Raw genomic sequence first — 25,507 nt, 5'->3', positions numbered from 1 at the left:
CGTTCCTCAGCGAATTAACCATAGAAAATTTAAGAAACCGGACGCAGGATAAGCGTGCCACGGCTGATATCGAATAAGTGACTGACGGTTGCCGGCGCATCCGCGGCGGGTAGCGCCAGAACGAGATCTACCGCAGCGCCAAACTCACTGCGTAAAATATGTCCACCGACTTGCGAAAGCAGGGTTTCCACCAGCTGTAACTGGCTGTAATCACACTGCACCGCGAACTCCGCCAGCGGAACTTTTTGCTGCACGACAAGTTGCTTTAATGCCTGCTGAACACCGCCGCCATAGGCTTTCACCAGCCCGCCGGTTCCCAGCATAATGCCACCGTAATAACGTACGACGACGGCGGTAATTTCTCCGATCCCGCTTCCCATCAGCTGACTGAGGATCGGTTTACCTGCTGTGCCCGCAGGTTCCCCGTCATCAGAAAATCCCAGTTGCTGAGAATCATCAGGCGCACCCGCCACAAACGCCCAGCAGTGATGACGCGCTGCGGGGTGCTGGTTTCTGATCTCCTGGATAAAAGCTTTTGCCGCTTCAACTCCCTCAGTTCTCGCCAGCAGGGTGATGAAACGGCTCTTCTTTATTTCTTCGCTGAAACTGACAGGTTCAGCGGGGACGGAATAAGGCTGCATCAGGCCAGCTTCAGATCACGTGTCATGTTCTCGATACGATTATCGTGGATGACAATGTTGTCTTCGATACGAATGCCGCCAAACGGCTTCATTGCGTCGATGCGATCCCAGGCAAAGTGCTTGCTGAACTGCCCTTCCCGCCACGGTAACAGCAACGAATCAATGAAATACAAACCTGGCTCGATAGTCAGCACCATTCCCGGCTCAAGAACACGGGTACAACGCAGATACGGATATTGCGAAGGCGCCGCCAGATGCGTACCGGTGTCGTCCTGCATGAAACCGGCCACATCGTGTACCTGTAATCCCAGCGGATGTCCCAGACCATGCGGCAGGAAAGGCCCGGTCAGATTCTGTTCCACCATAGCGTCTTCACTGATATCAACCACCAGCTTGTGCGCTTTCAATAATTTGGCGATACGGTGATGCATCTGAACATGATAGTCGGTATAGCGCACACCAGCCTTAATCGTATCGATCAGCGCCAGCTCTTCCGTGTTCAGATCTTTGATCAGCGCAGCGAAATCACTGTCCGGTTTTGCGGCATAGGTCCGCGTCAGGTCAGCGGCATAACCGTTATATTCCGCGCCCGCATCCAGCAGGAAGCTGCGCATTTCGGCAGGTGGCTGGTTATCGAGCGTGGTGTAGTGCAGCACGGAAGCGTGTTCATTGAGCGCGACGATGTTGCTGTAAGGCACATCGGTATCACGGTGACCGGTCGCAGTCAGATACGCCAGGTTGATATCGAACTCGCTCATGCCAGAAAGGAACGCTTCTTTCGCCGCACGATGGCCACTCACCGCCACTTTCTGCGCTTCACGCATACAGGCCAGTTCGTAATCTGTTTTGTAGGCGCGTTGATAATGCAGGTAATCCAGCACCGCTTTCGGGTTCACATTCGCAGCAGGGATACCCATGCTGATCGCGCGATCCTGACTGTAGCCGATATAACCGACACGCTTGAGATCAACCGGCAACTGGCCTTTGATGTCATCGGCATTAGCCAGCGGCGTCAGGGAAATTTCTTTGGTCCAGAAGGACTCCGGCAGCGGTTCATGGCTGTGCCAGTAGTCCACCGGCGAATAGAACCACAGCTTCGGCGCATTCACGCCATCCACCCATAACCAGCAATTAGGCACCTGCGTGACCGGCACCCAGGCTTTGAACTGCGGGTTTACTTTGAACGGATAACTATGATCATCAAGGAAGGTCGTCAGCAATTCACCAGAGTGAATCAGTAACGCATCAAGCTGAGAACGTTGCAGAATTTCACGGGCACGCGTCTGCAGCGTGGCGATATGTTCTTTATAAAGCGTAGTAAGCGATTCCATCCAACTGTCCTTTTTCACCTGAAAGACGATGCAGCATCTTACCACAGCCTCACCGTGACCATAGTCCCGGAAGGTTTGTGATCTTGCCTGCAAATAAAACACATCTCATTTGCAAATTATTAACATAAAAACCACACTCCAAAGCATCTGGTCATACCAGATCATCCCAGATGATTCAGGAGAGACACATGCTCTACCAAGGCGAAACATTACACCTGCACTGGCTCGACGGCGGTATCGCGGAGCTGGTGTTTGATGCTCCAGGCTCGGTTAACAAGCTCGACACCCAAACTGTCGCCAGCCTGGGCGAAGCCATTGCGATACTTGAAAAACAGTCTGACCTGAAAGGTTTGCTGCTCAGTTCAGCCAAACCGGCGTTTATCGTCGGCGCGGATATCACTGAATTTTTATCACTGTTTAATGCGCCAGCCGAAAAACTGCACGAGTGGCTGGATTTCGCTAACAGCATTTTTAACCGGCTGGAAGACCTGCCGGTGCCGACCCTTTCTGCCATCAGTGGTTATGCGCTGGGCGGCGGTTGCGAATGCGTGCTGGCGACGGATTTTCGTATCAGCACCGCCGATGCGCGTATCGGTCTGCCGGAAACCAGCTTAGGCATCATGCCGGGCTTTGGTGGCTCCGTGCGTTTGCCACGCCTGATTGGTACTGACAGTGCGCTGGAAATTATCGCCGCCGGTAAAAACATCAGCGGGAAAGAGGCTCTGAAAGTCGGGCTGGTTGATGCAGTGGTTGAAGCGGATAAACTGCGCGACGCCGGTATCACCATGCTGAAAAATGCCATCGACGGCAAACTGGAATGGCACAGCCGTCGTGACCCGAAACGTCTGCCACTGAAACTCAGCCAGATTGAAGCGACGATGAGTTTCAGCGTGGCCAAAAGTATGGTCATGCAAAATGCCGGCAAACATTATCCGGCACCAATGACCGCAGTAAAAACGATTGAAGCCGCAGCCCGTCTGGGTCGTGACGAAGCTTTGCAGCTGGAAACCGCCAGCTTTGTGCCACTTGCACAATCGAAAGAAGCCCGTGCGCTGGTCAGCATTTTCCTTAACGATCAGTTCGTGAAAGGCAAAGCTAAAAAACTGGCGCAAGACAGCGAAAAACCGAAGCAGGCTACAGTTTTGGGCGCAGGCATTATGGGCGGCGGGATCGCTTATCAGTCCGCGCTGAAAGGCGTACCGGTAGTGATGAAAGACATCAGCGACCAGTCCCTGACGCTCGGCATGAACGAAGCGGCCAAATTGCTGAACAAGCAGCTTGAGCGCGGCAAACTCGACGGTCTGAAAATGGCCAAAGTACTGTCGACCATTCATCCAACACTGGATTACAGCGGCATCGAACGTGCTTCCGTCGTCGTTGAAGCTGTAGTTGAAAATCCTAAAGTCAAAGCCGCAGTTCTTGCGGAAGCGGAATCCTTACTCAGCGCCGATACCATTCTGGCCTCGAATACCTCAACCATTCCTATCGATCAGCTGGCTTCTTCGCTGAAACGTCCGGAAAACTTCTGCGGTATGCACTTCTTTAACCCGGTTCACCGTATGCCGCTGGTTGAAATCGTGCGTGGCGAGAAAACTTCAGACAAAACCATTTCGCGTATCGTTTCTTACGCACTGGCGATGGGCAAAACGCCGATCGTGGTGAACGACTGCCCGGGCTTCTTTGTTAACCGCGTGCTGTTCCCGTATTTCTCCGGCTTCAGTTTGCTGCTGCGAGATGGCGCTGATTTCCGCCAGATCGACAAAGTAATGGAAAAACAGTTCGGCTGGCCAATGGGCCCGGCCTATCTGCTGGACGTGGTCGGCATCGACACCGCTCACCACGCGCAGGCCGTCATGGCCGCCGGTTTCCCGCAACGCATGGCCCGCGATTATCGTGATGCGGTTGATGTCCTGTTCGACAACCGGCGCTTCGGTCAGAAAAACCAGCTCGGCTTCTACCGCTACAGCGAAGACAGCAAAGGCAAACCGCGCAAGGAAGTCGATGAACAGGCGATCAACCTGCTGGCCGATAACCTGAAACCGGCTCACGCTGACTTCTCACCGCAGGACATCATCGCCCGCATGATGATCCCGATGATTAACGAAGTGGTGCGTTGCTTTGAAGAAGGCATTATTGCCAGCCCTGCTGAAGCCGATATGGCGCTGGTGTACGGCATCGGATTCCCGCCGTTCCACGGCGGGCCGTTCCGTTATCTTGATACCCTCGGCACCGCCGAATATCTGAAAATGACCGAACAGTACGCACATCTGGGGCCGATGTATCAGGCACCGGCAGGGTTACGCGCCAAAGCGCAAACCAATGAAAGTTACTATCCGGTTGCCGCTCCGCTGGAAAATCTCAGCACCGGCAATCAGGCATAAGGACCGAAATCATGGAAAACGTAGTCATTGTTGATGCAGTCCGCACGCCGATGGGTCGTTCGAAAGGCGGCGCATTCCGCCATGTCAGGGCTGAAGATCTCTCCGCACATCTGATGCGCGCCGTGCTGGCCCGCAACCCGGCGCTGAACGCCAAAGATATTGATGATATTTACTGGGGCTGCGTCCAGCAGACGCTGGAACAAGGCTTTAATATTGCCCGTAACGCCTCGCTGCTGGCGGAAATTCCGCACAGCGTGCCGGCGACTACGGTCAACCGCCTGTGCGGATCGTCCATGCAGGCTCTGCACGACGCGGCCCGCGCCATTATGGTCGGCGATGCACAAGTCAGCCTGATTGGCGGTGTGGAACACATGGGCCATGTGCCGATGAATCACGGCGTCGATTTTCATCCTGGCCTGAGCAAAACTGTCGCTAAAGCGGCGGGGATGATGGGACTGACCGCGGAAATGCTGGCGAAAATGCACCAGATCAGCCGTGAAATGCAGGATGAATTTGCCGCACGCTCCCATCAGCGCGCGCATGCCGCCACGGTTGCCGGGCATTTTGCCAATGAAGTTGTCCCGACCGAAGGCCATAACGCCGAAGGTGTGCTGACCCGTTATGATTTCGACGAAGTGATCCGCCCGGAAACGACGGTCGCCACACTGGCGGCACTGCGTCCGGCGTTCGATCCGGTGAACGGCACCGTCACGGCGGGCACGTCTTCTGCCCTGTCCGACGGTGCGTCAGCGATGCTGCTGATGAGCGAATCCCATGCCAAATCTTTAGGTCTGACAGCCCGCGCCCGCATCCGTGCGATGGCGGTGGTCGGCTGCGATCCGTCGATTATGGGCTACGGTCCGGTACCGGCAACGCGTCTGGCATTGAAACGCGCCGGACTGAGCGTGCAGGACATCGGCCTGTTCGAGCTGAACGAAGCTTTTGCAGCACAAGCCTTACCGTGCGTGAAAGATTTGGGACTGCTGGAAACCATGGAAGATCGCGTCAACCTGAACGGCGGCGCCATTGCGCTCGGTCATCCGCTGGGTTGTTCCGGTTCACGCATTTCCACCACGCTGCTGAACCTGATGGAGCGCCGTGACGTACAGTTTGGCGTGGCGACCATGTGCATCGGTTTAGGTCAGGGTATCGCGACCGTTTTCGAACGCGTCTGATTTTCCCTTTCTGCAAAACAAAAAAAGCGGGCATTCAGCCCGCTTTCATCAATGTGTCTTATCCGTTTTAGTTGCCGTTTTCCCGCCTGTCAGGGGCGGGCTTTTTCATCTTTCTCTCCGATCCTTAAATACAAATCAGATGAAAGAGAAGGCATCCCCAAACAGACGATCTTCCTGCGCACCGCGTTCCGCGACAAAACGCTCACGGGCGATTTTAGCCATCTCAAAACGACCGGCGATATAAATATCGTGCTCAGACAGTGAAGAGAAATCCTGTAAAACCGCGCTCAGCACGGTACCGCTTCTGCCCTGCCAGCCCTCTTCCGGCTGTTCAACTACCGGGATCACTTTCAGGTTCGGATGATTAATGCTCATCGCTTCCAGCTCACCAAGATCGTACAGATGCTTCAGTTCACGCCCGCCCCAGTAAATGGAGATATCGCGGTGCGGTTGCTGCTCGAGTGCGGTGATAAGAATCGAACGGACGTAGGAGAAGCCGGTACCACCGGCAATCAGCACCAGAGGACGCTCGCCGTCTTCACGCAGCCAGGCATCGCCATGCGGAATATCGACGGTGATCGCCTGCTCTTTCAGAATGCGATCCATAACCGCCATCGCGTACAGATTCAGTTCCGACGCGCCGATGTGCAGCTCAATCACATTGTGTTGCGCAGGCGTGGAGGCCAGTGAGAACGGGCGCTTATCGCGCTCATCCATTACCACCATCAGATACTGACCCGCGCGGAACGAGAAAGGCGCTTCCGGAACCAGGCGGACGCGATACACCGTATCCGTTATCGCCTCAACCGAGGTCACTTTACAGCTCAATGTTGTCATGCGTTCCCTCTGTGGGTCATCAAAGCAAAGCGTAGGACAAAGATTCGATTATTTTTTCGCATCGTCTTTATCATTAAGAATAGCGAGTTCATCCCAAATAGCGTCGATACGCGCGGTGACTTCCGGATCTTTCACAATCGGACGTCCCCACTCACGCTGCGTTTCACCCGGCCATTTGTTGGTCGCATCCATCCCCATTTTTGAGCCAAGCCCCGAAACCGGAGAGGCAAAATCGAGATAATCAATCGGCGTGTTTTCTACCAGAACCGTATCCCGTGCAGGATCCATACGGGTAGTAATCGCCCAAATCACGTCGTTCCAGTCGCGGGCATTCACATCGTCGTCACACACAATCACGAACTTGGTGTACATGAACTGACGCAGGAATGACCAGACGCCCATCATCACGCGTTTCGCATGACCGGCGTATTGCTTCTTCATGGTAACGACAGCCAGACGGTAGGAGCAACCCTCAGGCGGCAGATAGAAGTCCACAATTTCCGGAAACTGCTTTTTCAGGATTGGCACAAACACTTCATTCAACGCCACACCCAGAACCGCAGGTTCATCCGGCGGACGGCCGGTGTAGGTCGAATGATAGATAGCGTCTTTCCGCTGCGTCATGTGCGTAATGGTGAATACCGGGAAACTGTCTACTTCATTATAGTAGCCGGTATGGTCACCATAAGGGCCTTCCGGGGCCATTTCGCCCGGTTCAATATACCCTTCGAGCACAATCTCAGCGCTGGCCGGCACTTCCAGATCGTTAGAAATACACTTCACGACTTCGGTTTTATTGCCGCGCAACAAACCCGCGAAGGCATATTCAGACAGCGTATCGGGAACCGGTGTCACGGCACCAAGGATCGTTGCCGGATCGGCACCCAGCGCCACCGAAACAGGAAAACGCTGCCCCGGGTTTTGCTGGCACCATTCCTGGAAATCCAGCGCGCCGCCGCGATGGGATAACCAGCGCATAATCACTTTGTTTTTGCCCAGCACCTGCTGGCGGTAAATGCCCAGATTCTGGCGAGGTTTATTCGGACCGCGGGTGACGGTCAGACCCCAGGTGATCAGCGGTGCGGCGTCTTCCGGCCAGCACTGCATCACAGGGATCTTAGTGATATCAACGGCATCGCCTTCCCAAATCTGTTCCTGACAAGGTGCAGAATGCAGCACTTTGGTCGGCATATTCAGCACTTGTTTAAACTTCGGCGCTTTGTCGAATAAATCACGAAAACCGCGCGGCGGCTCAGGTTCCTTCAGAAACGCCAGCAATTCACCGACTTCACGCAACGCACTGACATCTTCTTTACCCATGCCCATCGCCACACGCTGCGGTGTGCCGAATAAATTGCACAGGACCGGCATGTCATAGCCCTTTGGATTTTCGAACAACAGAGCCGGGCCGCCGGCACGCAAGGTGCGATCGGCAATCTCGGTCATTTCCAGATAAGGGTCGACAGACTGGCTAATGCGTTTCAGCTGGCCTCTCTTTTCGAGTAACGAGAGGAAGTCACGTAAATCACGGTATTTCATGCTAATTCTGAGTCGCCGGGTTGAAGGAGGGCATTATAGAGCCTCTCCGGGGTTGTTGCTGCTTTTTTGTTATCAGCAGGTTTCTTTTTAGTAAGACTCTTACCCTAAGTAAACGCCGATTACGAAAAAGCAGTATAACCGTCAGTCCCGATATTTCTGGTCTGACGGTGCGGATTAGATCTGTGCAAAAATTACTGGCAGTTAAAAGGTACCAGAGGTTGGATCGCCTGAGTATCCTGATATTCCTGCGTTTCCTGCCCATGACGGAACACTTTGAAACCCTGCTCTTTGGCACTGAAGTAACTCAGATCGTTACCGGACACCTGCAGCAAACTGCCTTCACGCAACGCAATCACCGATTCAGACGGATTAACCGCACAGAACTCGGCGATACGCTCATCACGTGTTTCACCCATGTGACCGCTTAAATGCGCATCAATATAATGCGGATTGATTTGCACCGGGAACAGGTTCAGCGCAGGCAGAACGATTGAATTGCGCACCGGCATATCATTGGTGGTACGAATGCTTGGCGTCGCAACATTACAACCCGCGCTCCAGCCGACATACGGCACATTGCGCTCACGCACCGCGCGCTGAATTGGCACGATCAGGCTGTTTTCATGCAGCATCTGATTGAGCATCCAGGTATTCCCGCCACTGATAAGAATACACTCTGCGCTGGCAATCGCCTCAGCCGGGCTTGCTGCGTGATGAATACTGCTGACCTGAATACCCAGCGCATCTGAAAGTTCTTTCGCACGCGCGTCATAATCACTGCGGATCAGGGCGTAAGGGATCAGGACAGCAGAAGTAATTTTGCGGGCCTGTAACATGGCCTGGATGCGCGCTTTCGCGTAGCCCAGTAACTCAGATTCGCCTGAAAGCTTACCGTTACTCAGTAAGAACAACTCCATGAGACTTCTCCTGATAAAATAAGACTAATAGAGGGGATAAGAAGGTGCATTCCTTCGATAATAAAAGATAACGGGTCGACAATCAGCAAACGTATGCAAAGACTTGCACTGTCTGTATCTCGTGAGCGGCTTTTGGTATGCTGCCCCGCTCGACGCTTTAATGTGGGAACCTATGGAATCCTGGTATTTACTCTATTGCAAACGTGGTCAGCTTCTGCGCGCCAAGGAACATCTTGAACGCCAGCAGGTAAACTGCCTGACACCAATGATCACACTGGAAAAGCTGGTGCGTGGACGCCGTACGGCGGTCAGCGAGCCCCTGTTTCCAAATTACATGTTCATTGAGTTTGACCCTGAGCGGATCCATACCACGACGATCAACGCAACGCGTGGCGTCAGTCACTTCATCCGCTTTGGCGCAAAGCTGGCAACTGTCCAGCCGGACGTGATCAAACAACTGATGGAGCCGCCGACGATTGAAGTTCGCGATCCTGATACACCGTATGAAGGCGATCCGGTTGTCATCACTGACGGCATTTTCGCCGGAATCGAAGCCATTTATACCGAGCCGGATGGCGAAGCCCGTTCGTTGCTGATGCTCAACCTGATCAATCAGCCGGTTCGCCAGAGCATTGAAAATACCCACTTCCAGAAACTCTGACCGGTATTTTCGACACATCAGAACTCAAAAGGCACCTTCTGCGGTGCCTTTTTCATGGATTCAGCGACGCTCCGGTAACGCAAATAGCTTACGCGCATTATCATCCGTGATATCAGCCAGCCATTGCGGGTCTTCACCCCGCCATAGTGCCACCTGATTCACGATATGCGGCAGGAAAGCCGGTTCGTTGCGACGGTTCTTTGGTTTGTTCTCCATATCCCGCGGCAGTAAATACGGCGCATCCGTTTCAAGCATCAGCCTTTCAGCCGGGATCAGCGGCAACATTTCACGCAGCTCCAGTCCGCGACGCTCGTCGCACACCCAGCCGGTAATTCCAATCGACAGACCAAGGGACAAATACAACTCAAGCTCCTGGCGGGTGCCGGTAAAACAATGCACAACGCCACCCGGCAAATCTGCCAGCCAGGGTTTCAGCAATGCGGCAAAACGCTCACCGGCGTCGCGACAATGCAAAAACACCGGCAACTGTAATTCTTTCGCCAGTGCCAGTTGCGCCGTAAAAGCCGCTTCCTGAAGGTCAGCTGGCGAAAAGTTGCGATTGAAATCCAGCCCGCATTCACCGATGGCGACGACGTTGGGCAATTCAGCCAGCTGACGAATGTTTGCAGCAACCTGCTCGTTCCAGTCGCTTGCCTGATGCGGATGTACACCTGCCGTCGACCAGCAGAAGTCCGGATGCTCTGCCGCCATCATCTGCGCTTCGATACTTTCCCGCGCAGAGGTACCGGTGATCAACATGCCGCTCAGCCCGGCGGTCCGGGCTCTTTCCACCACCTGCGGCCGGTCTTTGTCAAACTGGCTGCTGGTGAGGTTTATACCGATTTCAAACATGGAAAGTCCTGAAACAGAAACCGCCCAACAGGGCGGTTTTTTAGAGCAGAATAAGGATTATGCAGGCCGATCCGGATCGGTATCAGACTCTGTATCGACATCAGACCGGCGGCGTGCTCCGACGTAGAAACGGGCAAAGAACACCCCGATTTCAAACAGCAGATACATCGGAATTGCCAGCAGCGTTTGCGAGAACACATCCGGCGGCGTTAACAACATGCCCACCACAAATGCCCCAACCAGGACATACGGACGTTTCTTTTTCAGGTCTTCCGGCGTGGTCACGCCACTCCAGCAGAGCAGCACAATCGCGATAGGCACTTCGAAAGACACACCAAAGGCCATAAACAACGCCATCACGAAATCGAGATAGTTGTTAATGTCGGTAGCAATCTGTACGCCAACCGGCGCGGTTTTCGCAAAGAAAGCAAACGCCAGCGGGAACACCACGAAATACGCAAATGCCACGCCCAGATAGAATAACGCAGAGCTTGAGAACAGCAGCGGCATCATCAGACGTCGTTCATGTTTGTACAGCGCCGGCGCCACAAACGCCCAGACCTGATACAAAATGAACGGCGCGGATAAGAACACCGACACGATCATCGTCAGTTTAATTGGCGTAAAGAACGGTGATGCGACATCGGTCGCAATCATGCTCGCGCCCATCGGCATCTGCTTAATCAGCGGTGAGGCCACCAGCTGATAGATGTCATTCGCAAAATAAACCAGCGCTAAAAACACCACCAGAATGCAGATAATGGCATTCAGCAGGCGCTTGCGCAGTTCAATCAGATGACTGATCAGTGGTTGAGTATCTTCAACTGCCATGTTTAACGGTCACCTGTCGTTTGAGTTGATGAAGCCGGTTTGACGGGTGCGGCAGTTTCAGCAACAGGGGCTTCATCCACAGCAGCTTTCGTCAACGGTGCAACCTCAACAGAAGTGTCAGGCACCGGTTCCGTTGGTGTCATCAATGGCTGAGCAGCATGAGCGGATTTATTCGATGCGAGTGCAGCATCAACAGCGCTTTGAGGCGCACCTGCCGGAGCAGAAACCACTTTGTCTGCCGTTGCCGGAGAAACACCCGCGTCATGATGCGCTTCCGCTTCATCCAGAACCGGATTATGAATGGTATTGCCTTCAGCTTTGGCTTCTTCCACCGCCTTCTCCGCAGGGTTAAGCCCTGAATTGATAGACTTTTTCATGGATTCTGCCGCTTCTTTCAATTCGTCCATAGACGCTTTGATTTCAGGCGTTAAATTCTTCAGACCGGACTCTTCCGCTTTCTTCAGGCTATCCTGCAACTCCTGAAGTTTCAGCTCCTGCGATAATTCGCTTTGAACTGAAGCGGCCATTGCACGAAGCGTACGGATCCAGCCTGCTACTGTTCTCACTGCTACAGGTAAACGCTCCGGCCCGAGAACAACCAGGCCAATCACCAATACCAGCAGCAGTTCACTAAATCCAATATCGAACACGGCTTATACCTGCTCTTTGTTTTGGCTCTTGGTGTCTTCTGCTTTCGCTTCCGGCTTGATCTCAACAGACTTTGCCGTGAAATCAGCATCAGTTGGAGAAATGTCAGCGTCTTTAGTTTTTGGCTGAGTGTCGTCATCGCTCATGGCCTTTTTGAAGCCTTTGATGGACGCGCCCAGATCAGAACCCAGACCACGCAGTTTCTTCGTACCGAACAGCAGTACCACAAGAACAACGAGAATCAGGATTTTTGTAATACTAATACCACCCATTTTTTTCACCTCAATAGGAAGGAACGACATTCATTGCCGTTCGCAAACGGCATTCAATTTAAAACAATATGATTAGCTGGCGCGCTTCCATCCGATCAACCAGGAAACAGCACCGGCAGCCATCAGGCAGGCTGGATAAATCTTCACGTCGCCCAACAGCAAAAGGGTTCCGCTTAACAACAGCGTCGCACCTATTCCCAGAAGATAACGAGACTGCCCCTGACGGGAACTCTGGTTATGGATCTGCGAGGAAAGCTTCTCAATGTTGTATTGCAACAGCTTGTGCTGATGCAGACTCTGATACACCAAATCCGGCAACTCAGGCATTTTCTCGAGCCAGAACGGCGCACGCTCTTTCAGTGCGCGGATCATCGCCGGTAAACCGACCTGATCGCGTACCCAGCTTTCGAGGAACGGCTTTGCCGTGGTCCACAAATCCAGCTGAGGATAAAGCTGACGCCCGAGGCCTTCGACATACAACAGTGTTTTTTGCAGCAACACCAGCTGAGGCTGGACTTCCATATTAAAGCGCCGCGCCGTGTTAAACAGGTTTAACAATACGTTGCCAAAGGAAATCTCTGCCAGTGGTTTCTCAAAAATCGGTTCGCAGACCGTACGGATAGCAAATTCGAATTCTTCAACGTTGGTATCGCGGGGAACCCAGCCGGAATCGACATGCAGCTCAGCCACTTTGCGATAATCGCGGTTAAAGAACGCGATGAAGTTCTCCGCCAGATAGCGCTTGTCTTCCTTATTGAGCGAACCCACTATGCCGCAATCGATCCCTATGTAGCAAGGGTCTTCCGGCGTTTCGTAGCTGACGAAAATATTGCCCGGATGCATATCGGCATGGAAAAAACTGTCGCGGAAAACCTGTGTGAAGAACACCTGCACACCACGCTCTGCCAGCAATTTCATATTGGTGCCCTGTTTTTTCAGTGCCTCAATATCAGAAACCGGAATGCCGTAAATGCGCTCCATCACCATCAGTCGTTCGCTGCAGTAGTCCGGATACACTTCCGGCACATACAGCATCGGACTACCTTCAAAGTTACGACGAAGCTGAATCGCATTTGCTGCTTCACGTAACAGATTCAGTTCATCGAGCAAGGTTTTCTCATACTCGCGTACCACTTCACGCGGGCGCAAACGGCGACCATCGGGTAGCAGAATCGGCAGCCAGCTTGCAAGGCGAGACATCAGGCGGATGTCCGCCACAATGGTCGGCAAAATATCCGGGCGGATAACCTTGAGTACGACTGGCTTGCCGTTTTCCTTGAGGATTGCCGTATGAACCTGTGCAATCGAGGCAGAAGCCAGCGGAGTCTGATCGAACTCATCAAACCAGGTTTCCAGCGGACCACCAAGTGCAGCATCGATTTGCTGACGCGCTTTTGCGCCATCAAACGGCGGTACATGGTCCTGCAGCAGAGCGAGTTGATCGGCAATATGCGGAGGGAAAAGATCGCGGCGCGTGGACATCATCTGACCAAACTTGATCCAAACCGGCCCAAGTTGTTCCAGCGCCAGACGCATGCGCTCGCCCAACGGCTTATCTTTGTGACGATGAGGTAACCAGAAAAAAAGATAACGGCCCATTCGCAGCGGCAGCGTTAAGCGGATTTTAGGGATCAGTTCGTCAAGGCCGTAGATAAGAAACATGCGGATAATCAGGTATAAACGTCGCATTTCCCTAGGCGTCACGGTTTGCCCTCCAGTTTTTCGATACGTTTATCCAGCGCATCAAGTTCATGCTTCAGTGCAGTGACTTCATCGCTAAACCAGACGACTTCCAGCGGACCGGGTGCCATTTTCCACTCCTCGGTCAGCGTCTGCGCCACATAACTTTGCTGATGCTTCAGGCCTTTTTGCAAAAAATTAAAGCCGCCCTGAACCGCCTGACTTAACCCCTGTGCGGCGATATCACCGATATAGGGCGCCAGAAATTCTGCGGGCTCAAATTCCGCCATATCCAGCAACGCAGAGAACTGCTGAACCACGGAAATATCCCCGTCGACCACCAGTTCGCCACTGCGCATCATCGGTGACAGCTGCTGGCGATCCCGTAATTTTCGCAGAGATGAAATCCGGGAAGTGACGGTGCAATCGGCCGCGCCGTCCCATTGTCCGAGGACATCGATTTTTTGCTCGCTGAAAACAAAGGTCAGCGGTGAGCTCAGTTCCTGCAACTCAACACGTAAAACTTTACCTGCCAGACGCGTGCGCGCCGCCTTCATGCTGCGATCTTTGAAAAGCAGAAAATTGAGCGGCGTCTCGATAGCGGCAGTCAGCAACGGCGTTAACAACATCGGCATACTCATATCAGAATTTAAAACCCCGATGCAGTGCGACAATGCCACCCGTCAGATTGTGATACGTCACATTTTCAAAACCAGCATCGCCCATCATGCCCTTCAGGGTTTCCTGATCAGGGTGCATACGGATAGATTCGGCCAGGTAGCGGTAGCTCTCAGCATCCTGCGCAACCAGCTCGCCAATGCGCGGCAGAATGTGGAAGGAATAGGTATCGTAGGCTTTGCTCAAAGGCTTGAGGACAGGTTTGGAGAATTCCAGAACCAGTAAACGACCGCCCGGCTTAAGCACGCGGAACATTGAACGCAGCGCTTTTTCTTTTTCGGTAACGTTACGCAGACCGAAGGAAATCGTGATGCAGTCAAAATAGTTATCAGGGAAAGGCAGGGCTTCGGCGTTCGCCTGTACGTAGCTGACGTTACCGACAATGCCGAGATTGCGCAGCTTTTCGCGGCCCATTTTCAGCATGGAATCGTTGATATCGGCCAGCACAACTTCGCCTTTCTCACCCACCAGACGGGAGAATTTAGCGGTCAGGTCACCCGTACCACCAGCCAGATCCAGTACACGATGTCCCTGACGGACACCGCTGCAATCAATCGTGAAGCGCTTCCAGATACGATGAATACCGAAAGACATCAGGTCATTCATCAAATCATATTTTGCCGCAACGGAATGGAAGACTTCTGCCACCATTTCCTGTTTTTCATCTTTGGCTACTGTACGAAAACCAAAATGAGTGGTTTCCTGCGTCTGCTTTTCCATTTTATATGCCTGCTTTTTCAGTCGAACTCTTGGGGAGAAGTGTATCAGAACCCATAGGAAAGCCCCATCACCGATGGTGATTCAACATATTGCAATAATTCACACGTTGAATCTGAAATGCCGTGCTGGCCATTCCGGCAAGCGCGGCCTATTGATGCAGGTTTAGCTCGCGCGGGTTCAGTGTCTGTTCTTCTTCCGCATCAGAGGTATCTGGCAGAGATGCGGTATCTTCAGGTTCATTTTCCGCTTTAGCCCTCTCAGCCAGAGAAGGACTGATTGGCCGTTTAACTTCAACACCCAGAGCGCGGAAACTCTCAACCTGTCCGATAAGATTACCACGGCCTTGCGTGAGTTTATTCATCGCAGCGCGATAACTTCCCTGCGCTTTGTCGAGGCTCTGCCCCATCGACTCCATGTCATCCACAAACAGCCGCAGTTTGTCGTAAAGACGCGCAGCGCGATCGGCAATACGTTTGGCGTTCTGGCTCTGGTGTTCATAGCGCCACAGATTACTGATCGTGCGTAACGCCACCAGCAGAGTCGTCGGGCTGACAAGCATAATATTGTGACGGAGCGCTTCGCTGATCAATTCGGGCTCCCGGTCGATGGCCAGCAGGAAAGCAGGTTCAACAGGGATAAACATCAGCACATAATCGAGGCTGCGCAGGCCTGGAAGTTGCTGATAATCTTTGCGTCCGAGCAGGCGGATGTGCCCGCGTACTGAGGCAATGTGTTCATTGAGAGCGATTTCGCGCTCAGCGTCATCTTCACTATTGAAATAACGCTCGTAAGCGACCAGCGTCATTTTGGCGTCAATCACCACGTCTTTGTTTTGCGGTAACCGCACCACCACGTCAGGCTGCATGCGGCTGTTGCTGTCTACCTGCACGCTGACCTGCGTCTGATATTCATAGCCTTCACGTAATCCGGAAGCCTCAAGCACGCGGCTGAGCACCACTTCGCCCCAGTTGCCCTGCGTTTTGTTGTCACCTTTCAGTGCTTTGGTCAGGTTGACGGCTTCACGCGCCATCTCGACATTCAGCTGTTGCAGATTGCGGATTTCGTGGGCCAGCGTATGCCGTTCACGGGCTTCCTGCCCGAAGCTGTCCTGCACCTGACGGCGGAAACCGTCGAGTTGCTCGCGCAACGGCAGCAGTAATTTGTCGAGGCTTTGCTTATTCTGTTCGTCGGCGCGACGGCCATTTTGTTCGAAAATCCGGTTCGCCAGATTCTCAAACTGACTGCTGAGACGCTGTTCGCTGTTGATCAGCAGACGCTGCTTCTCCTCAGCCGCCATGCGGGTTTCATCCAGACGGGTGGAAACCTCACGCAATTCTGCCTCCTGCGCACTGTTAATTTCCCGCTGTGCGCGCAGTTCCTGATTCAGCTGTTCACACTCGTTTTGCCAGTGCGCCAGCAGTTGCAGCTTTTCCTGACTGGCGGCCTGCAGGCTATGCAATTTTCTCAACTCAAGTTCAGCTTCACGCAGTTGCTGCTGGCCCGATAGCCGCTCGCTTTTGTGCGTATCATTTTCCGCTTTAACCTGCTCCAGCGATTGTTCCAGCAAACGGCGCTGCGTTTCGTACTCCGTTTGCTGTTGCTGTTGTCGCAAACTGGCGACAAGCCACCCCACCAGTAAGCCAATTAACGCCGCTGCCAGAGCAGTCAGAATGCTGATATCCACACGATTTCCCTCTTGAAGTCTCTTGCGGCCAAGGTAATGTCAGGCTGTATGGATGTCCAGTCTATTTTCTGTTGCATTGAGCCTTGGCGAGACGTCTTCCAAAAGGGAATTTCTCTGTACTTGCCCCCTTGCGGCGGTCAGCCACAGGGAGCAGGATTCAAAACCAGCGGCTCAGCCACTGAATGCCAAAAGCGCCAGGCGCCAGAATGCCGAAAGCCCAGATAAGCGCCGACGTCACATTGGCAATCTGAAAATATTTTTGCGGCATACCGCAAATCCCCGCGACCAGCGGCACAACAGCACGCAGCGGGCCAAAGAAACGGCCGATAAACGCGCCCGGCATGCCCCACTTGTCAAAGAAAGCATGACCGCGCACCAGCATTTGCGGATGACGTGAGAAAGGCCAGAAGTTACCCACTCTGTCCTGAAAATGGTTGCCGACCCAATAGGAAAGCCAGTCACCAAAGAAAGCACCCGCAGCGGCGGCGGCCCAGATGGGCCAGAAAGGAATACCGGTTTCGCCAATCAGCGCGCCCAATCCCAGCAGGATAAAGGTCGCAGGAAGGAGCAGTGACAAAAAGGCCAGAGACTCACCAAAAGCCAGAAAGAAGACGATGGGCGCAGCCCACACCTGATGCGCGCGGATAAAGGTGGTGGTGTAATCGAGAAGATCATGAACAGTCAAAAATGCAGTTCCTTTTTATCAGAGATACGGAGCGGGAATTGATCAATTATTCCAGACGCATTACTAACATGACCTTAACAGATCTGCTTAACAGGACAAAAAAATGGGCCGCCAGAGGCAGCCCATCAATGTGATGTAGTTTCTTTATAATCCGATCCTTTCCCTAAATCATTCGAGTTGCAGAAAGGATGACGGGAAATTAGATAAGTCGGCGAGCCGCTTCTACAACAATCTTCACCGCATGGCTTTCGGTCTTCTTCATGGTTTCCGCATCAGGGATTTCCTGCTGCGTACGGTTCACGATCACACCGGCAACCATACCGGCGCGCAGGCCCTGGCTGGCGCACATGGTCAGCAAGGTGGCGGACTCCATTTCATAGTTCATGACGCCCATTTCCTGCCACTCTTTCATCGATTCTTTGAAGCGACGGACAACGCGGCCGGAGAAGGTGTCATAACGTTCCTGACCCGGATAGAAGGTGTCAGAAGACGCGGTCACGCCAATGTGCGTGGCAGCGCCTGCGGATTCTGCCGCAGCAACCAGCGCGGTGGTACAGGCAAAATCGGCGACCGCAGGGAATTCCATTGGGGCGAAATGCAGGCTTGCGCCATCAAGGCGAACGGCGGCGGTAGTCACCAGAACGTCACCCACATTGATGTGTGGCTGGATAGCACCAGTGGTACCGACACGCAGGAAGGTACGGATCCCCAGTTGCGCCAGTTCTTCAACCGCGATGGAAGTCGAAGGACCCCCAATACCGGTTGAACAAACAATCACAGATTTGCCATCAAGCTCAGCACGCCATGAGGTAAATTCGCGGTGGGAAGCCAGACGAACCGGGTTCTCCATCAGTTTGGCAATTTTTTCCACGCGCTCAGGGTCGCCGGGAACAATCGCCAGCGTCGCGCCGTTTAAATCTTTTTTGGCCAGGCCAAGATGGAAAACTTCAGGCTGAGACATAACAAACTCCTCTGTGTGTAAGGTCATAAATTGGCAGGAGGAACACCCGGCAACTGTACTGAACATTGTGACGTTATTTCGTGACGGTCGTCACTATGATGTAACAACAGGAATTACGCATACATTTAATTTGTGATGGTGGTCACAAATTAACAGGCGATTGACGCGATTTTAAACAGCCTGGCTCCGCTACCGGAGACAGGCTGTTTTCAGTTATGACAAATCAGGCAGGAACCGCATCTGCCGCTGCACTACGCGACCAGATACGGTGTTTCAGCATTTCTTTCAGGAACGTTTTCAGCAATGCGCCTTCGGCTTTTTCACCTTCGACAACGCCCTCTTCCGGCACATCATCCTTCAGCCCCAGCAGCGATTTGAAGCGACGCGCATCACCACTTAAACCGATCACTTTCAGGTGCTTATAGGCTTCGAGCAGGTAATGACGGGAATCGCCGTTCATCAGCAGTGCATCGATATGCCCGTGCGGAACAATCACTGCATCGACGGTAATGGAAGGCGACCCGGCAAATGTGGCATCCACCGGTAATGTCGAACCATCATCGGCGGTGACAGTCCCTAAATGACTCGCCAGTAATTTAGGATGCACACCCGCCGCCTGAAGCGCCTGCAAGGTTTCCAGTACATCGGCCGCATTCACGCCTTCACCGAGCAGAATTGCCACCTGACGCCCTTTAATCGTGCCTTTGCCACTGGCATACAAACTCAGGGTCGGATCACTTTTCAGGCCATTCACCGGCTTCGGCGCTTTTATCTTCAGGGTGTCAGCGGAAAGCGTAATACCCAGATTTTTAGCCACTTTCTGCGCCAGCGTCTGGTCAACATGCGCCAGTAAATCCACCACACGCTCGCGGATATACGGCCGCGCCACCTTCGACAATTCAAACGAGAAGGCCCCGACAATATGATCCTGCTCCGCTGTTGTCTGGCTCAGCCAGAACAAACGCGGGTGGGAATAATACTCAGCAAATGACGGACTGCGCTGACGGATTTTTTCCGCATCTATCCGCTCCGGATAGCTTTCGAAGCCGCCGCCGGACGCTGCCGGAGGTGTCTCCCTCGGCCAGTTATTGTTGATGGAATTCGGCTCATAATTCGCCGGATTGGTATCGATATCCTGCCGGTGCATGCCGTCACGCTGGAAGTTATGGTACGGACAGGTCGGGCGGTTAATCGGAATTTCATGGAAATTCGGTCCGCCAAGACGACTGATCTGCGTATCGGTATATGAGAACAGACGCCCCTGCAACAGCGGGTCATTGGTGAAATCGATGCCCGGCACTACGTGTCCCGGATGGAATGCGACCTGTTCGGTTTCCGCGAAGTAATTATCGGGGTTACGGTCAAGTACCATCTTGCCGATGAGTTCTACCGGCACCAGTTTTTCAGGGATCAGCTTGGTCGGATCCAGCAGATCGAAATCAAATTTGAATTCGTCTTCTTCAGGGATCAGCTGAACGCCCAGTTCATATTCAGGATAATCACCGGCTTCGATGGCTTCCCACAAATCACGGCGGTGGAAATCCGCATCTTTCCCGGCCAGTTTCTGCGCCTCATCCCACAACAAAGAGGCCTTTCCGGCCAGCGGCTTCCAGTGGAAACGCACAAAAGTGGCTTTCCCTTCAGCATTCACGAAACGGAATGTATGGATGCCAAAACCTTCCATCGTACGGTAACTGCGCGGAATGCCACGGTCGGACATCGCCCAGAAAACGTTATGCAGGGTTTCAGGTTGCAGGGACACGTAATCCCAGAAGGAATCGTGCGCACTGGCGCCCTGCGGGATTTCATTATGCGGTTCGGGTTTTACCGCATGGACAAAATCAGGGAATTTATGGGCATCCTGAATAAAGAATACCGGCGTATTGTTGCCGACCAGGTCGTAAATGCCTTCATCGGTATAAAATTTGGTCGCCCAGCCACGGATGTCGCGAACAGAATCCGCCGAGCCACGCGAGCCCTGAACGGTAGAGAAACGCACAAACACCGGCGTTTTCTTTGCCGGATCAGAGAGAAAATGGGCTTTCGTGACGTCTTTCATGCTGCGGTATGGCTGGAAATAGCCGTGCGCCGCCGCACCGCGCGCATGAACAATACGTTCAGGAATGCGCTCGTGGTCAAAATGGGTAATTTTCTCGCGGAGGATAAAATCTTCCAGCAACGTCGGCCCGCGGTTGCCGGCTTTCAGCGAGTTCTGATCATCCGAGATTTTGGTGCCCTGATTGGTGGTCAGCGGCTGCTTTTCGCCATTTTTACGATGGCGCTCTAATGCGTCCAGTTTGGCATTGGTATTTTTCGGACTTTTGGCACTGCCGGAAGCGGTCGGCTCTTTCCCCGGCGGTGTCGGCTGGGGTGAAGGCTGATAAGCACGATCGGCGGGTGCCAGGTCGCCCAGGCCAGGTTGAGAGGACTCGATGCCCGTGGCGGGGGCGCGGCTTACCGGTTTTGGCTCACTTTTTTTGGTCACTTTAGACGGTGATTTTGACATTGAACATAGCTCCTAAGACTAAGGTTTCGGGCGTTTGGTGTACGTTCTGTAAATCTTCCATGATGACTTTCCTGATTAACTTTTAACTATAGAACATCTCTTGCGCCTTGCTGTTCATGCTTTAGGGCTATAGTTTTAATCCAAAGCCACAGATTTTCGTATGGACACTTGCCTGGAGACCCCCGATGAAAAAAGAAGAATTGCTTACCCTGAAACAGGCTCCGACCAGCTTTGCTCCTGCCGTCACTCCCGTCGCCAGTACCACCATCCACACCGATACCGACGGACTGCACGCAGGCCAGACCACTATTCCTTCGCAGGGCGAAGACATGCCTGCCTATCTTGCCCGTCCGGAACAGTTCACCGGCAAATTACCGATCATTCTTGTAGTGCAGGAAATTTTTGGCGTACACGAACACATTCAGGATGTCTGCCGCCGTCTGGCGAAACAGGGCTATATGGCCATCGCGCCTGAGCTGTATTTCCGTCAGGGCGACCCGCGTGATTACACCGAAATCAGCGAGCTTTTCGCCAAACTGGTCAGCAAAGTGCCGGATCAGCAGGTGCTTTCCGATCTCGACCACACCGCACACTGGGCCGCGCAACATGGCGGGGATATTTCCAAATTAGGCATCACCGGTTTCTGCTGGGGCGGACGCATCACCTGGCTGTATGCGGCGCACAATCCGCAGCTGAAAGCGGGCGTAGCCTGGTATGGCAAACTGGTGGGTGACAAAACGCTGACCAGCCCGTCACAACCGGTCGATCGCGCCGCCGCGCTGGATGCGCCTGTTCTGGGTTTATACGGCGCAGAAGATTCCAGCATTCCTCTGGATACGATTGAAACCATGCGTCAGGCCATCCGCGCAGCCAACGCCACGGCGGAAATCGTGGTCTATCCGGAAGCCGGTCACGCGTTTAACGCTGATTACCGCCCGAGCTACCACGCGGAAGCCGCCGCTGATGGCTGGCAGCGTATGCTGGATTTCTTTGTCCAGTATGGTGTGAAGTAAAAGTACGGTATTGAGCAAATAAAAAAGCCCGGCAGATTTTCCTGTCGGGCTTTTTACTGGCATTCAGTCAGTTACAGCGGCAATCCTTTAACAACGATAATCTGCTTACAACGACAATCGCCCAAGCGCGCCCTGCCAGTCCTGTTCGAAATTATCGACCGCTTTTCTAAACAGCGTGCTATGCCTGCGGAGGCTGACCGTTTGAGGCAGAAAGTCCGCCATCAACCGGCAAATTAACGCCCGTCACGAAGCGCGCATCATCACTGGCGAGAAACGCAATCACATCGGCAATTTCTTCCGGCTCTGCCCCACGCCCCAGCGGGATACGTTCGGCAAATTTCGCCAGTAACGGCTGGTTATCTTTAATGCCAGCCGCCATATCCGTGAAGGTCAGCGACGGACAAACAGCGTTGACACGCACGCCGTCTTTACCGTGATCCATAGCAATCGAACGGGTGAAGTTGGTCACACCACCTTTCGCGGCATTATAGAAGCTCATGCCCCAGTCACCGCCGATGCCGGACACCGAGGAAATATTCACGATATTGCCTTTGCTTTTAATCAGCGCGGGCATAAAGAAACGTGTGCAGTAGAAAACACCGCTCAGATCGATACCCATGATTTTCTGCCAGTCATCGAGGCTGGCTTCTGTCACTTTGCCCTGCACCACGACGCCTGCGCCATTTACCAGCACATCGACCCGGCCGAATTTATCTTCAATCACTTCTGCCATACGCTCCACATCCTGTGCGGAAGAAACATCCGCCAGATGAATGTAATACTGCGTACTGCTCAACGTTTTAGCGACTTTCTCCAGCTTTTCTTTCGTCCGGCCGACAAGTACCACAATCGCCCCTTCTGAAGAAAAACGCCGTGCCGATGCAGCACCCATGCCGGAACCTGCGCCAGTCACTACCACGACTTTGTCTGTAAACCGGTTCATATTTTCTCCCTGTCTGATGGGTAAAAAGAAAGTAAATCCTGATTTAAGCCTAGCGGAGAACCGCGCCGTGTGCGGAAACTGCCTGAAACCCAGCGCCGTAATCGCGCTACAGCCGCCGTATGACGCGGGCTGAAAAAGACGTAACAAAGTGCAAATGGGAGCAATAAAAAGGGGGCACCGGAGTGCCCCAAATGTTTCAGCAACAACACAACGACTCTTTATTTCAGGCTTTCTCAGCACGCAGGCGCCTGGCGGCTTTCACCATGTTTTCCAGCGACTCGCGGGTTTCCGGCCAGCCACGGGTTTTCAGGCCACAGTCCGGGTTGACCCACAGACGTTCTGCCGGAATGCGATCCGCGGCTTTACGCAGCAAATCTTCAATCCATTCCACGCTTGGCACGTTAGGCGAGTGAATGTCGTAGACGCCCGGCCCGATTTCATTTGGATACTCGAAGTCCTTGAACGACTCCAGCAGGTCCATATCGGAACGCGAGGTTTCGATGGTGATCACGTCAGCATCCAGCGCGGCAATAGAATCCATAATGTCGTTGAATTCGCAGTAACACATGTGGGTGTGGATCTGCGTGTCATCGCGGGCAATCGCGGCATTGAGTTTGAACGCATCCACTGCCCAGCGCAGGTACGCATTCCATTCAGACTGACGCAATGGCAGACCTTCGCGCAGTGCTGGTTCGTCAATCTGGATGATACCGATACCGGCTTTTTCCAGATCCTCCACTTCGTCACGCAGCGCCAGCGCGATTTGTTTGGCGATGGTTTCACGGCTGACATCTTCACGCGGGAAGGACCAGCACAGGATCGTAAGCGGGCCGGTCAGCATGCCTTTCACCGGTTTTTCGGTCAGAGACTGCGCGTACTTCGCCCACTCAACGGTAATTGCTTGCGGACGGCTGACGTCGCCGATAATGACCGGAGGTTTTACGCAACGTGAACCGTAGCTTTGTACCCAGCCGTTTTGCGTGAACACAAAACCGTCCAGATGCTCGCCAAAGTATTCAACCATGTCGTTACGTTCAGCTTCGCCGTGAACCAGCACGTCGATACCCAGACGTTCCTGCTCTTTAATGGCTTGCTTAATATGTTCGCTGATCCCGGTGCGGTATTTAGTGTTGTCGAGACGCCCCTGTTTGAAGTCCAGACGCAGGCCACGGATCTCCGTGGTTTGCGGGAATGAACCGATGGTGGTCGTTGGCCATGCTGGCAGATTGAAACGGGCGCGCTGCGCTTTGGCGCGTTCGGTATAAACGTGTGCACGCTCGATATCTGCGGCGGTGATTGCCGCCACACGTTTACCGACGGCTGCGTTATTTACACGAGCAGATTCGCGGCGGGCGCGGATTGGCGCGCTGTATTCTGCCAGTTTTTGCTGCGCTTCAGCGGTCGGATTGTTCAGTGCAGAGGTCAGTAATGCCAGCTCGGCGCATTTTTGCAGCGCAAAGGCGAACCAGCTTTTCACTTCTTCATCCAGACGGCTTTCAACGCTTAAGTCGATCGGGCTGTGCAGCAGCGAACATGAGCTGCCGATCCAGACATTTCGGCCCGCCACCAGCGGTTTCAGACGCTCAAACCAGGTGCTTAGATCCGCACGCCAGACATTACGGCCATTGATCACGCCCAGAGAAATCAGCCAGTTTTCTGGCAGCTGACTGATGACGGTTTGCAGGTCATCACGACCGGCGACAGCGTCAATATGCAGACCCTGAACCGGTAACTGGCGGATAGTGTCGAGGTTGTGCCCGACGCTGTCGAAATAAGTGGTCAGCAGTAGTTTGGTTTTGCTCTGTTCCAGCGCGGTATAAGCCGGTTTATACGCATCCAGCCATTCCTGCGGCAATTCCAGCACCAGAGCCGGTTCGTCAATCTGCACCCATTCGATATCGCGTTTTGCCAGTTCGGCCAGAACTTGCTGATAAACAGGCAGTATATCGTTGAGCAGGGAAAGACGGTCAAACTGTTCGCCCTTCACTTTGCCGAGCCACAGATAGGTCAGCGGCCCCAGCAGAACAGGTTTCACTTTATGGCCGAGCGCCAGCGCTTCGTCCACTTCTTCCAGCAGTTGTGTCCAGGTCAGTTTGAATTTCTGCCCTTTCACAAACTCCGGCACCATGTAGTGATAGTTGGTGTTAAACCATTTTGTCATTTCCGCTGCGGCAGCCGGTTTACCGGTCGGTGCGCGGCCACGGCCAAGACGGAATAAGGTATCGAGATCAACAGAGCCATCGGCATTCTGATGACGGGCCGGTACGTTGCCCAGCAACAAACTGGTGGTCAGTACGTGATCGTACCAGGCGAAATCACCCACCGGCACCAAATCCACGCCTGCTTCAGCTTGTTGCTTCCAGTGACGGGCGCGAAGTTCACGTCCGGTTGCCAGCAGTTCTTCCTGAGTGGAATTGCCTGCCCAGTAGCTTTCTTGTGCTTTTTTAAGTTCACGACGCAGACCAACGCGTGGAAAACCCAGAGTGTGATTCAGTATCGTCATCTTTTTAATTCCTGTTTAGCCATCCAGATGTTTACACATCCATAATCCG

General features: G+C 53.4%; 22 protein-coding genes. 4 read left to right on the top strand and 18 right to left on the bottom strand.

Annotated elements, in window-relative coordinates; translation table 11 throughout:
* Positions 1–29 precede the first annotated feature (29 nt).
* Together CKQ54_RS04750 and pepQ are read right to left on the bottom strand one after the other, a co-directional pair.
* A complete protein-coding gene (locus tag CKQ54_RS04750; RefSeq protein WP_120162761.1) occupies positions 30–641 on the bottom strand; it encodes an IMPACT family protein in 612 nt (203 codons plus the stop codon).
* The gene (gene pepQ / locus CKQ54_RS04745; RefSeq protein ID WP_120162762.1) at positions 641–1,972 is read right to left on the bottom strand and encodes a Xaa-Pro dipeptidase; all 1,332 of its coding nucleotides are present in this window, start codon (positions 1,970–1,972) and stop codon (positions 641–643) included. The genes CKQ54_RS04750 and pepQ overlap by 1 nt, the downstream gene beginning before the upstream one ends.
* A gap of 188 nt (positions 1,973–2,160) precedes the next feature.
* On the opposite strand from pepQ, the gene fadB reads away from it, so the two are divergent.
* Together fadB and fadA are read left to right on the top strand one after the other, a co-directional pair.
* Positions 2,161–4,353 carry a fatty acid oxidation complex subunit alpha FadB gene (fadB, locus tag CKQ54_RS04740; RefSeq protein ID WP_120162763.1) on the top strand — a complete coding sequence of 731 codons (2,193 nt, stop codon included), beginning with the start codon at positions 2,161–2,163 and terminating at the stop codon, positions 4,351–4,353.
* A gap of 11 nt (positions 4,354–4,364) precedes the next feature.
* Positions 4,365–5,528, top strand: coding sequence for an acetyl-CoA C-acyltransferase FadA (fadA, locus tag CKQ54_RS04735; protein WP_120162764.1), 1,164 nt, complete (start codon positions 4,365–4,367; stop codon positions 5,526–5,528).
* A gap of 135 nt (positions 5,529–5,663) precedes the next feature.
* Here fadA and fre read toward each other — a convergent pair whose 3' ends face one another.
* From fre to pepE, 3 genes are all read right to left on the bottom strand, one after another.
* The gene (gene fre / locus CKQ54_RS04730) at positions 5,664–6,365 is read right to left on the bottom strand and encodes an NAD(P)H-flavin reductase (protein WP_113878003.1); all 702 of its coding nucleotides are present in this window, start codon (positions 6,363–6,365) and stop codon (positions 5,664–5,666) included.
* Between the two features lie 48 nt (positions 6,366–6,413).
* On the bottom strand, positions 6,414–7,904 hold the full coding sequence (gene ubiD, locus CKQ54_RS04725) for a 4-hydroxy-3-polyprenylbenzoate decarboxylase (protein ID WP_112290958.1): 1,491 nt from the start codon (positions 7,902–7,904) through the stop codon (positions 6,414–6,416).
* 191 nt (positions 7,905–8,095) lie between these two features.
* On the bottom strand, positions 8,096–8,821 hold the full coding sequence (pepE, locus tag CKQ54_RS04720; RefSeq protein ID WP_120162765.1) for a dipeptidase PepE: 726 nt from the start codon (positions 8,819–8,821) through the stop codon (positions 8,096–8,098).
* A gap of 172 nt (positions 8,822–8,993) precedes the next feature.
* On the opposite strand from pepE, the gene rfaH reads away from it, so the two are divergent.
* Positions 8,994–9,482 carry a transcription/translation regulatory transformer protein RfaH gene (gene rfaH, locus CKQ54_RS04715; protein ID WP_181955594.1) on the top strand — a complete coding sequence of 163 codons (489 nt, stop codon included), beginning with the start codon at positions 8,994–8,996 and terminating at the stop codon, positions 9,480–9,482.
* Between the two features lie 60 nt (positions 9,483–9,542).
* Here rfaH and tatD read toward each other — a convergent pair whose 3' ends face one another.
* The 11 genes from tatD to katE all read right to left on the bottom strand — a co-directional run bounded on the left by tatD (position 9,543) and on the right by katE (position 20,999).
* The gene (gene tatD, locus CKQ54_RS04710) at positions 9,543–10,334 is read right to left on the bottom strand and encodes a 3'-5' ssDNA/RNA exonuclease TatD (protein WP_120162766.1); all 792 of its coding nucleotides are present in this window, start codon (positions 10,332–10,334) and stop codon (positions 9,543–9,545) included.
* 57 nt (positions 10,335–10,391) lie between these two features.
* Positions 10,392–11,165 carry a Sec-independent protein translocase subunit TatC gene (gene tatC / locus CKQ54_RS04705; protein WP_120162767.1) on the bottom strand — a complete coding sequence of 258 codons (774 nt, stop codon included), beginning with the start codon at positions 11,163–11,165 and terminating at the stop codon, positions 10,392–10,394.
* A gap of 2 nt (positions 11,166–11,167) precedes the next feature.
* Positions 11,168–11,815: a Sec-independent protein translocase protein TatB gene (tatB, locus tag CKQ54_RS04700; RefSeq protein WP_120162768.1), complete on the bottom strand. Its 648-nt coding sequence runs from the start codon at positions 11,813–11,815 to the stop codon at positions 11,168–11,170.
* A gap of 3 nt (positions 11,816–11,818) precedes the next feature.
* A complete protein-coding gene (tatA, locus tag CKQ54_RS04695) occupies positions 11,819–12,085 on the bottom strand; it encodes a Sec-independent protein translocase subunit TatA (RefSeq protein ID WP_112290973.1) in 267 nt (88 codons plus the stop codon).
* A gap of 72 nt (positions 12,086–12,157) precedes the next feature.
* Positions 12,158–13,789 carry a ubiquinone biosynthesis regulatory protein kinase UbiB gene (gene ubiB, locus CKQ54_RS04690; protein ID WP_112290949.1) on the bottom strand — a complete coding sequence of 544 codons (1,632 nt, stop codon included), beginning with the start codon at positions 13,787–13,789 and terminating at the stop codon, positions 12,158–12,160.
* Entirely contained in the window at positions 13,786–14,394 is a 609-nt protein-coding gene (gene ubiJ / locus CKQ54_RS04685; protein ID WP_120162815.1) for a ubiquinone biosynthesis protein UbiJ, read from the bottom strand. Before ubiJ ends, ubiB begins: the two co-directional genes overlap by 4 nt.
* A gap of 13 nt (positions 14,395–14,407) precedes the next feature.
* Positions 14,408–15,163 (bottom strand): bifunctional demethylmenaquinone methyltransferase/2-methoxy-6-polyprenyl-1,4-benzoquinol methylase UbiE, encoded by a 756-nt coding sequence (gene ubiE, locus CKQ54_RS04680; protein WP_112290948.1) that lies wholly within the window; start codon positions 15,161–15,163, stop codon positions 14,408–14,410.
* Between the two features lie 148 nt (positions 15,164–15,311).
* On the bottom strand, positions 15,312–16,847 hold the full coding sequence (gene rmuC / locus CKQ54_RS04675; protein ID WP_120162769.1) for a DNA recombination protein RmuC: 1,536 nt from the start codon (positions 16,845–16,847) through the stop codon (positions 15,312–15,314).
* Between the two features lie 157 nt (positions 16,848–17,004).
* On the bottom strand, positions 17,005–17,532 hold the full coding sequence (locus tag CKQ54_RS04670; RefSeq protein ID WP_113878008.1) for a DedA family protein: 528 nt from the start codon (positions 17,530–17,532) through the stop codon (positions 17,005–17,007).
* Between the two features lie 199 nt (positions 17,533–17,731).
* Positions 17,732–18,493 carry a uridine phosphorylase gene (gene udp / locus CKQ54_RS04665; protein WP_112290943.1) on the bottom strand — a complete coding sequence of 254 codons (762 nt, stop codon included), beginning with the start codon at positions 18,491–18,493 and terminating at the stop codon, positions 17,732–17,734.
* A 223-nt stretch (positions 18,494–18,716) separates the two neighbouring features.
* Positions 18,717–20,999, bottom strand: coding sequence for a catalase HPII (katE, locus tag CKQ54_RS04660; RefSeq protein WP_369964587.1), 2,283 nt, complete (start codon positions 20,997–20,999; stop codon positions 18,717–18,719).
* Positions 21,000–21,184: 185 nt separating this feature from the next.
* Between katE and CKQ54_RS04655 the strand changes: the two genes are divergently transcribed.
* Positions 21,185–22,012 (top strand): dienelactone hydrolase family protein, encoded by an 828-nt coding sequence (locus CKQ54_RS04655; protein WP_120162770.1) that lies wholly within the window; start codon positions 21,185–21,187, stop codon positions 22,010–22,012.
* A 178-nt stretch (positions 22,013–22,190) separates the two neighbouring features.
* Here the strand turns inward: CKQ54_RS04655 and budC are convergent, their stop codons facing one another.
* Both budC and metE read right to left on the bottom strand, forming a co-directional pair.
* On the bottom strand, positions 22,191–22,955 hold the full coding sequence (gene budC, locus CKQ54_RS04650) for a meso-2,3-butanediol dehydrogenase (RefSeq protein ID WP_112290940.1): 765 nt from the start codon (positions 22,953–22,955) through the stop codon (positions 22,191–22,193).
* Positions 22,956–23,178: 223 nt separating this feature from the next.
* Entirely contained in the window at positions 23,179–25,458 is a 2,280-nt protein-coding gene (metE, locus tag CKQ54_RS04645) for a 5-methyltetrahydropteroyltriglutamate--homocysteine S-methyltransferase (RefSeq protein ID WP_120162771.1), read from the bottom strand.
* Positions 25,459–25,507 lie beyond the last annotated feature (49 nt).

The sequence above is a fragment of the Rahnella variigena genome (assembly GCF_003610915.1).
In the GTDB taxonomy this organism is placed as follows: Bacteria; Pseudomonadota; Gammaproteobacteria; order Enterobacterales; family Enterobacteriaceae; genus Rahnella; species Rahnella variigena.
Note: the sequence above shows the minus strand (reverse complement) of the source record. Positions and strands in the feature narration are given on the sequence as shown.

What these genes read in the sequence shown, in the direction of transcription:
- CKQ54_RS04655 (WP_120162770.1), top strand. Translation starts at nt 21,185, where the DNA reads ATGAAAAAAGAAGAATTGCTTACCCTGAAACAGGCTCCGACCAGCTTT.
- fre (WP_113878003.1), bottom strand. Translation starts at nt 6,365, where the DNA reads ATGACAACATTGAGCTGTAAAGTGACCTCGGTTGAGGCGATAACGGAT.
- tatA (WP_112290973.1), bottom strand. Translation starts at nt 12,085, where the DNA reads ATGGGTGGTATTAGTATTACAAAAATCCTGATTCTCGTTGTTCTTGTG.
- fadB (WP_120162763.1), top strand. Translation starts at nt 2,161, where the DNA reads ATGCTCTACCAAGGCGAAACATTACACCTGCACTGGCTCGACGGCGGT.
- fadA (WP_120162764.1), top strand. Translation starts at nt 4,365, where the DNA reads ATGGAAAACGTAGTCATTGTTGATGCAGTCCGCACGCCGATGGGTCGT.
- budC (WP_112290940.1), bottom strand. Translation starts at nt 22,955, where the DNA reads ATGAACCGGTTTACAGACAAAGTCGTGGTAGTGACTGGCGCAGGTTCC.
- udp (WP_112290943.1), bottom strand. Translation starts at nt 18,493, where the DNA reads ATGTCTCAGCCTGAAGTTTTCCATCTTGGCCTGGCCAAAAAAGATTTA.
- pepQ (WP_120162762.1), bottom strand. Translation starts at nt 1,972, where the DNA reads ATGGAATCGCTTACTACGCTTTATAAAGAACATATCGCCACGCTGCAG.
- metE (WP_120162771.1), bottom strand. Translation starts at nt 25,458, where the DNA reads ATGACGATACTGAATCACACTCTGGGTTTTCCACGCGTTGGTCTGCGT.
- CKQ54_RS04750 (WP_120162761.1), bottom strand. Translation starts at nt 641, where the DNA reads ATGCAGCCTTATTCCGTCCCCGCTGAACCTGTCAGTTTCAGCGAAGAA.
- ubiJ (WP_120162815.1), bottom strand. Translation starts at nt 14,394, where the DNA reads ATGTTGTTAACGCCGTTGCTGACTGCCGCTATCGAGACGCCGCTCAAT.
- ubiE (WP_112290948.1), bottom strand. Translation starts at nt 15,163, where the DNA reads ATGGAAAAGCAGACGCAGGAAACCACTCATTTTGGTTTTCGTACAGTA.
- rfaH (WP_181955594.1), top strand. Translation starts at nt 8,994, where the DNA reads ATGGAATCCTGGTATTTACTCTATTGCAAACGTGGTCAGCTTCTGCGC.
- tatC (WP_120162767.1), bottom strand. Translation starts at nt 11,165, where the DNA reads ATGGCAGTTGAAGATACTCAACCACTGATCAGTCATCTGATTGAACTG.
- ubiD (WP_112290958.1), bottom strand. Translation starts at nt 7,904, where the DNA reads ATGAAATACCGTGATTTACGTGACTTCCTCTCGTTACTCGAAAAGAGA.
- tatD (WP_120162766.1), bottom strand. Translation starts at nt 10,334, where the DNA reads ATGTTTGAAATCGGTATAAACCTCACCAGCAGCCAGTTTGACAAAGAC.
- pepE (WP_120162765.1), bottom strand. Translation starts at nt 8,821, where the DNA reads ATGGAGTTGTTCTTACTGAGTAACGGTAAGCTTTCAGGCGAATCTGAG.
- katE (WP_369964587.1), bottom strand. Translation starts at nt 20,999, where the DNA reads ATGTCAAAATCACCGTCTAAAGTGACCAAAAAAAGTGAGCCAAAACCG.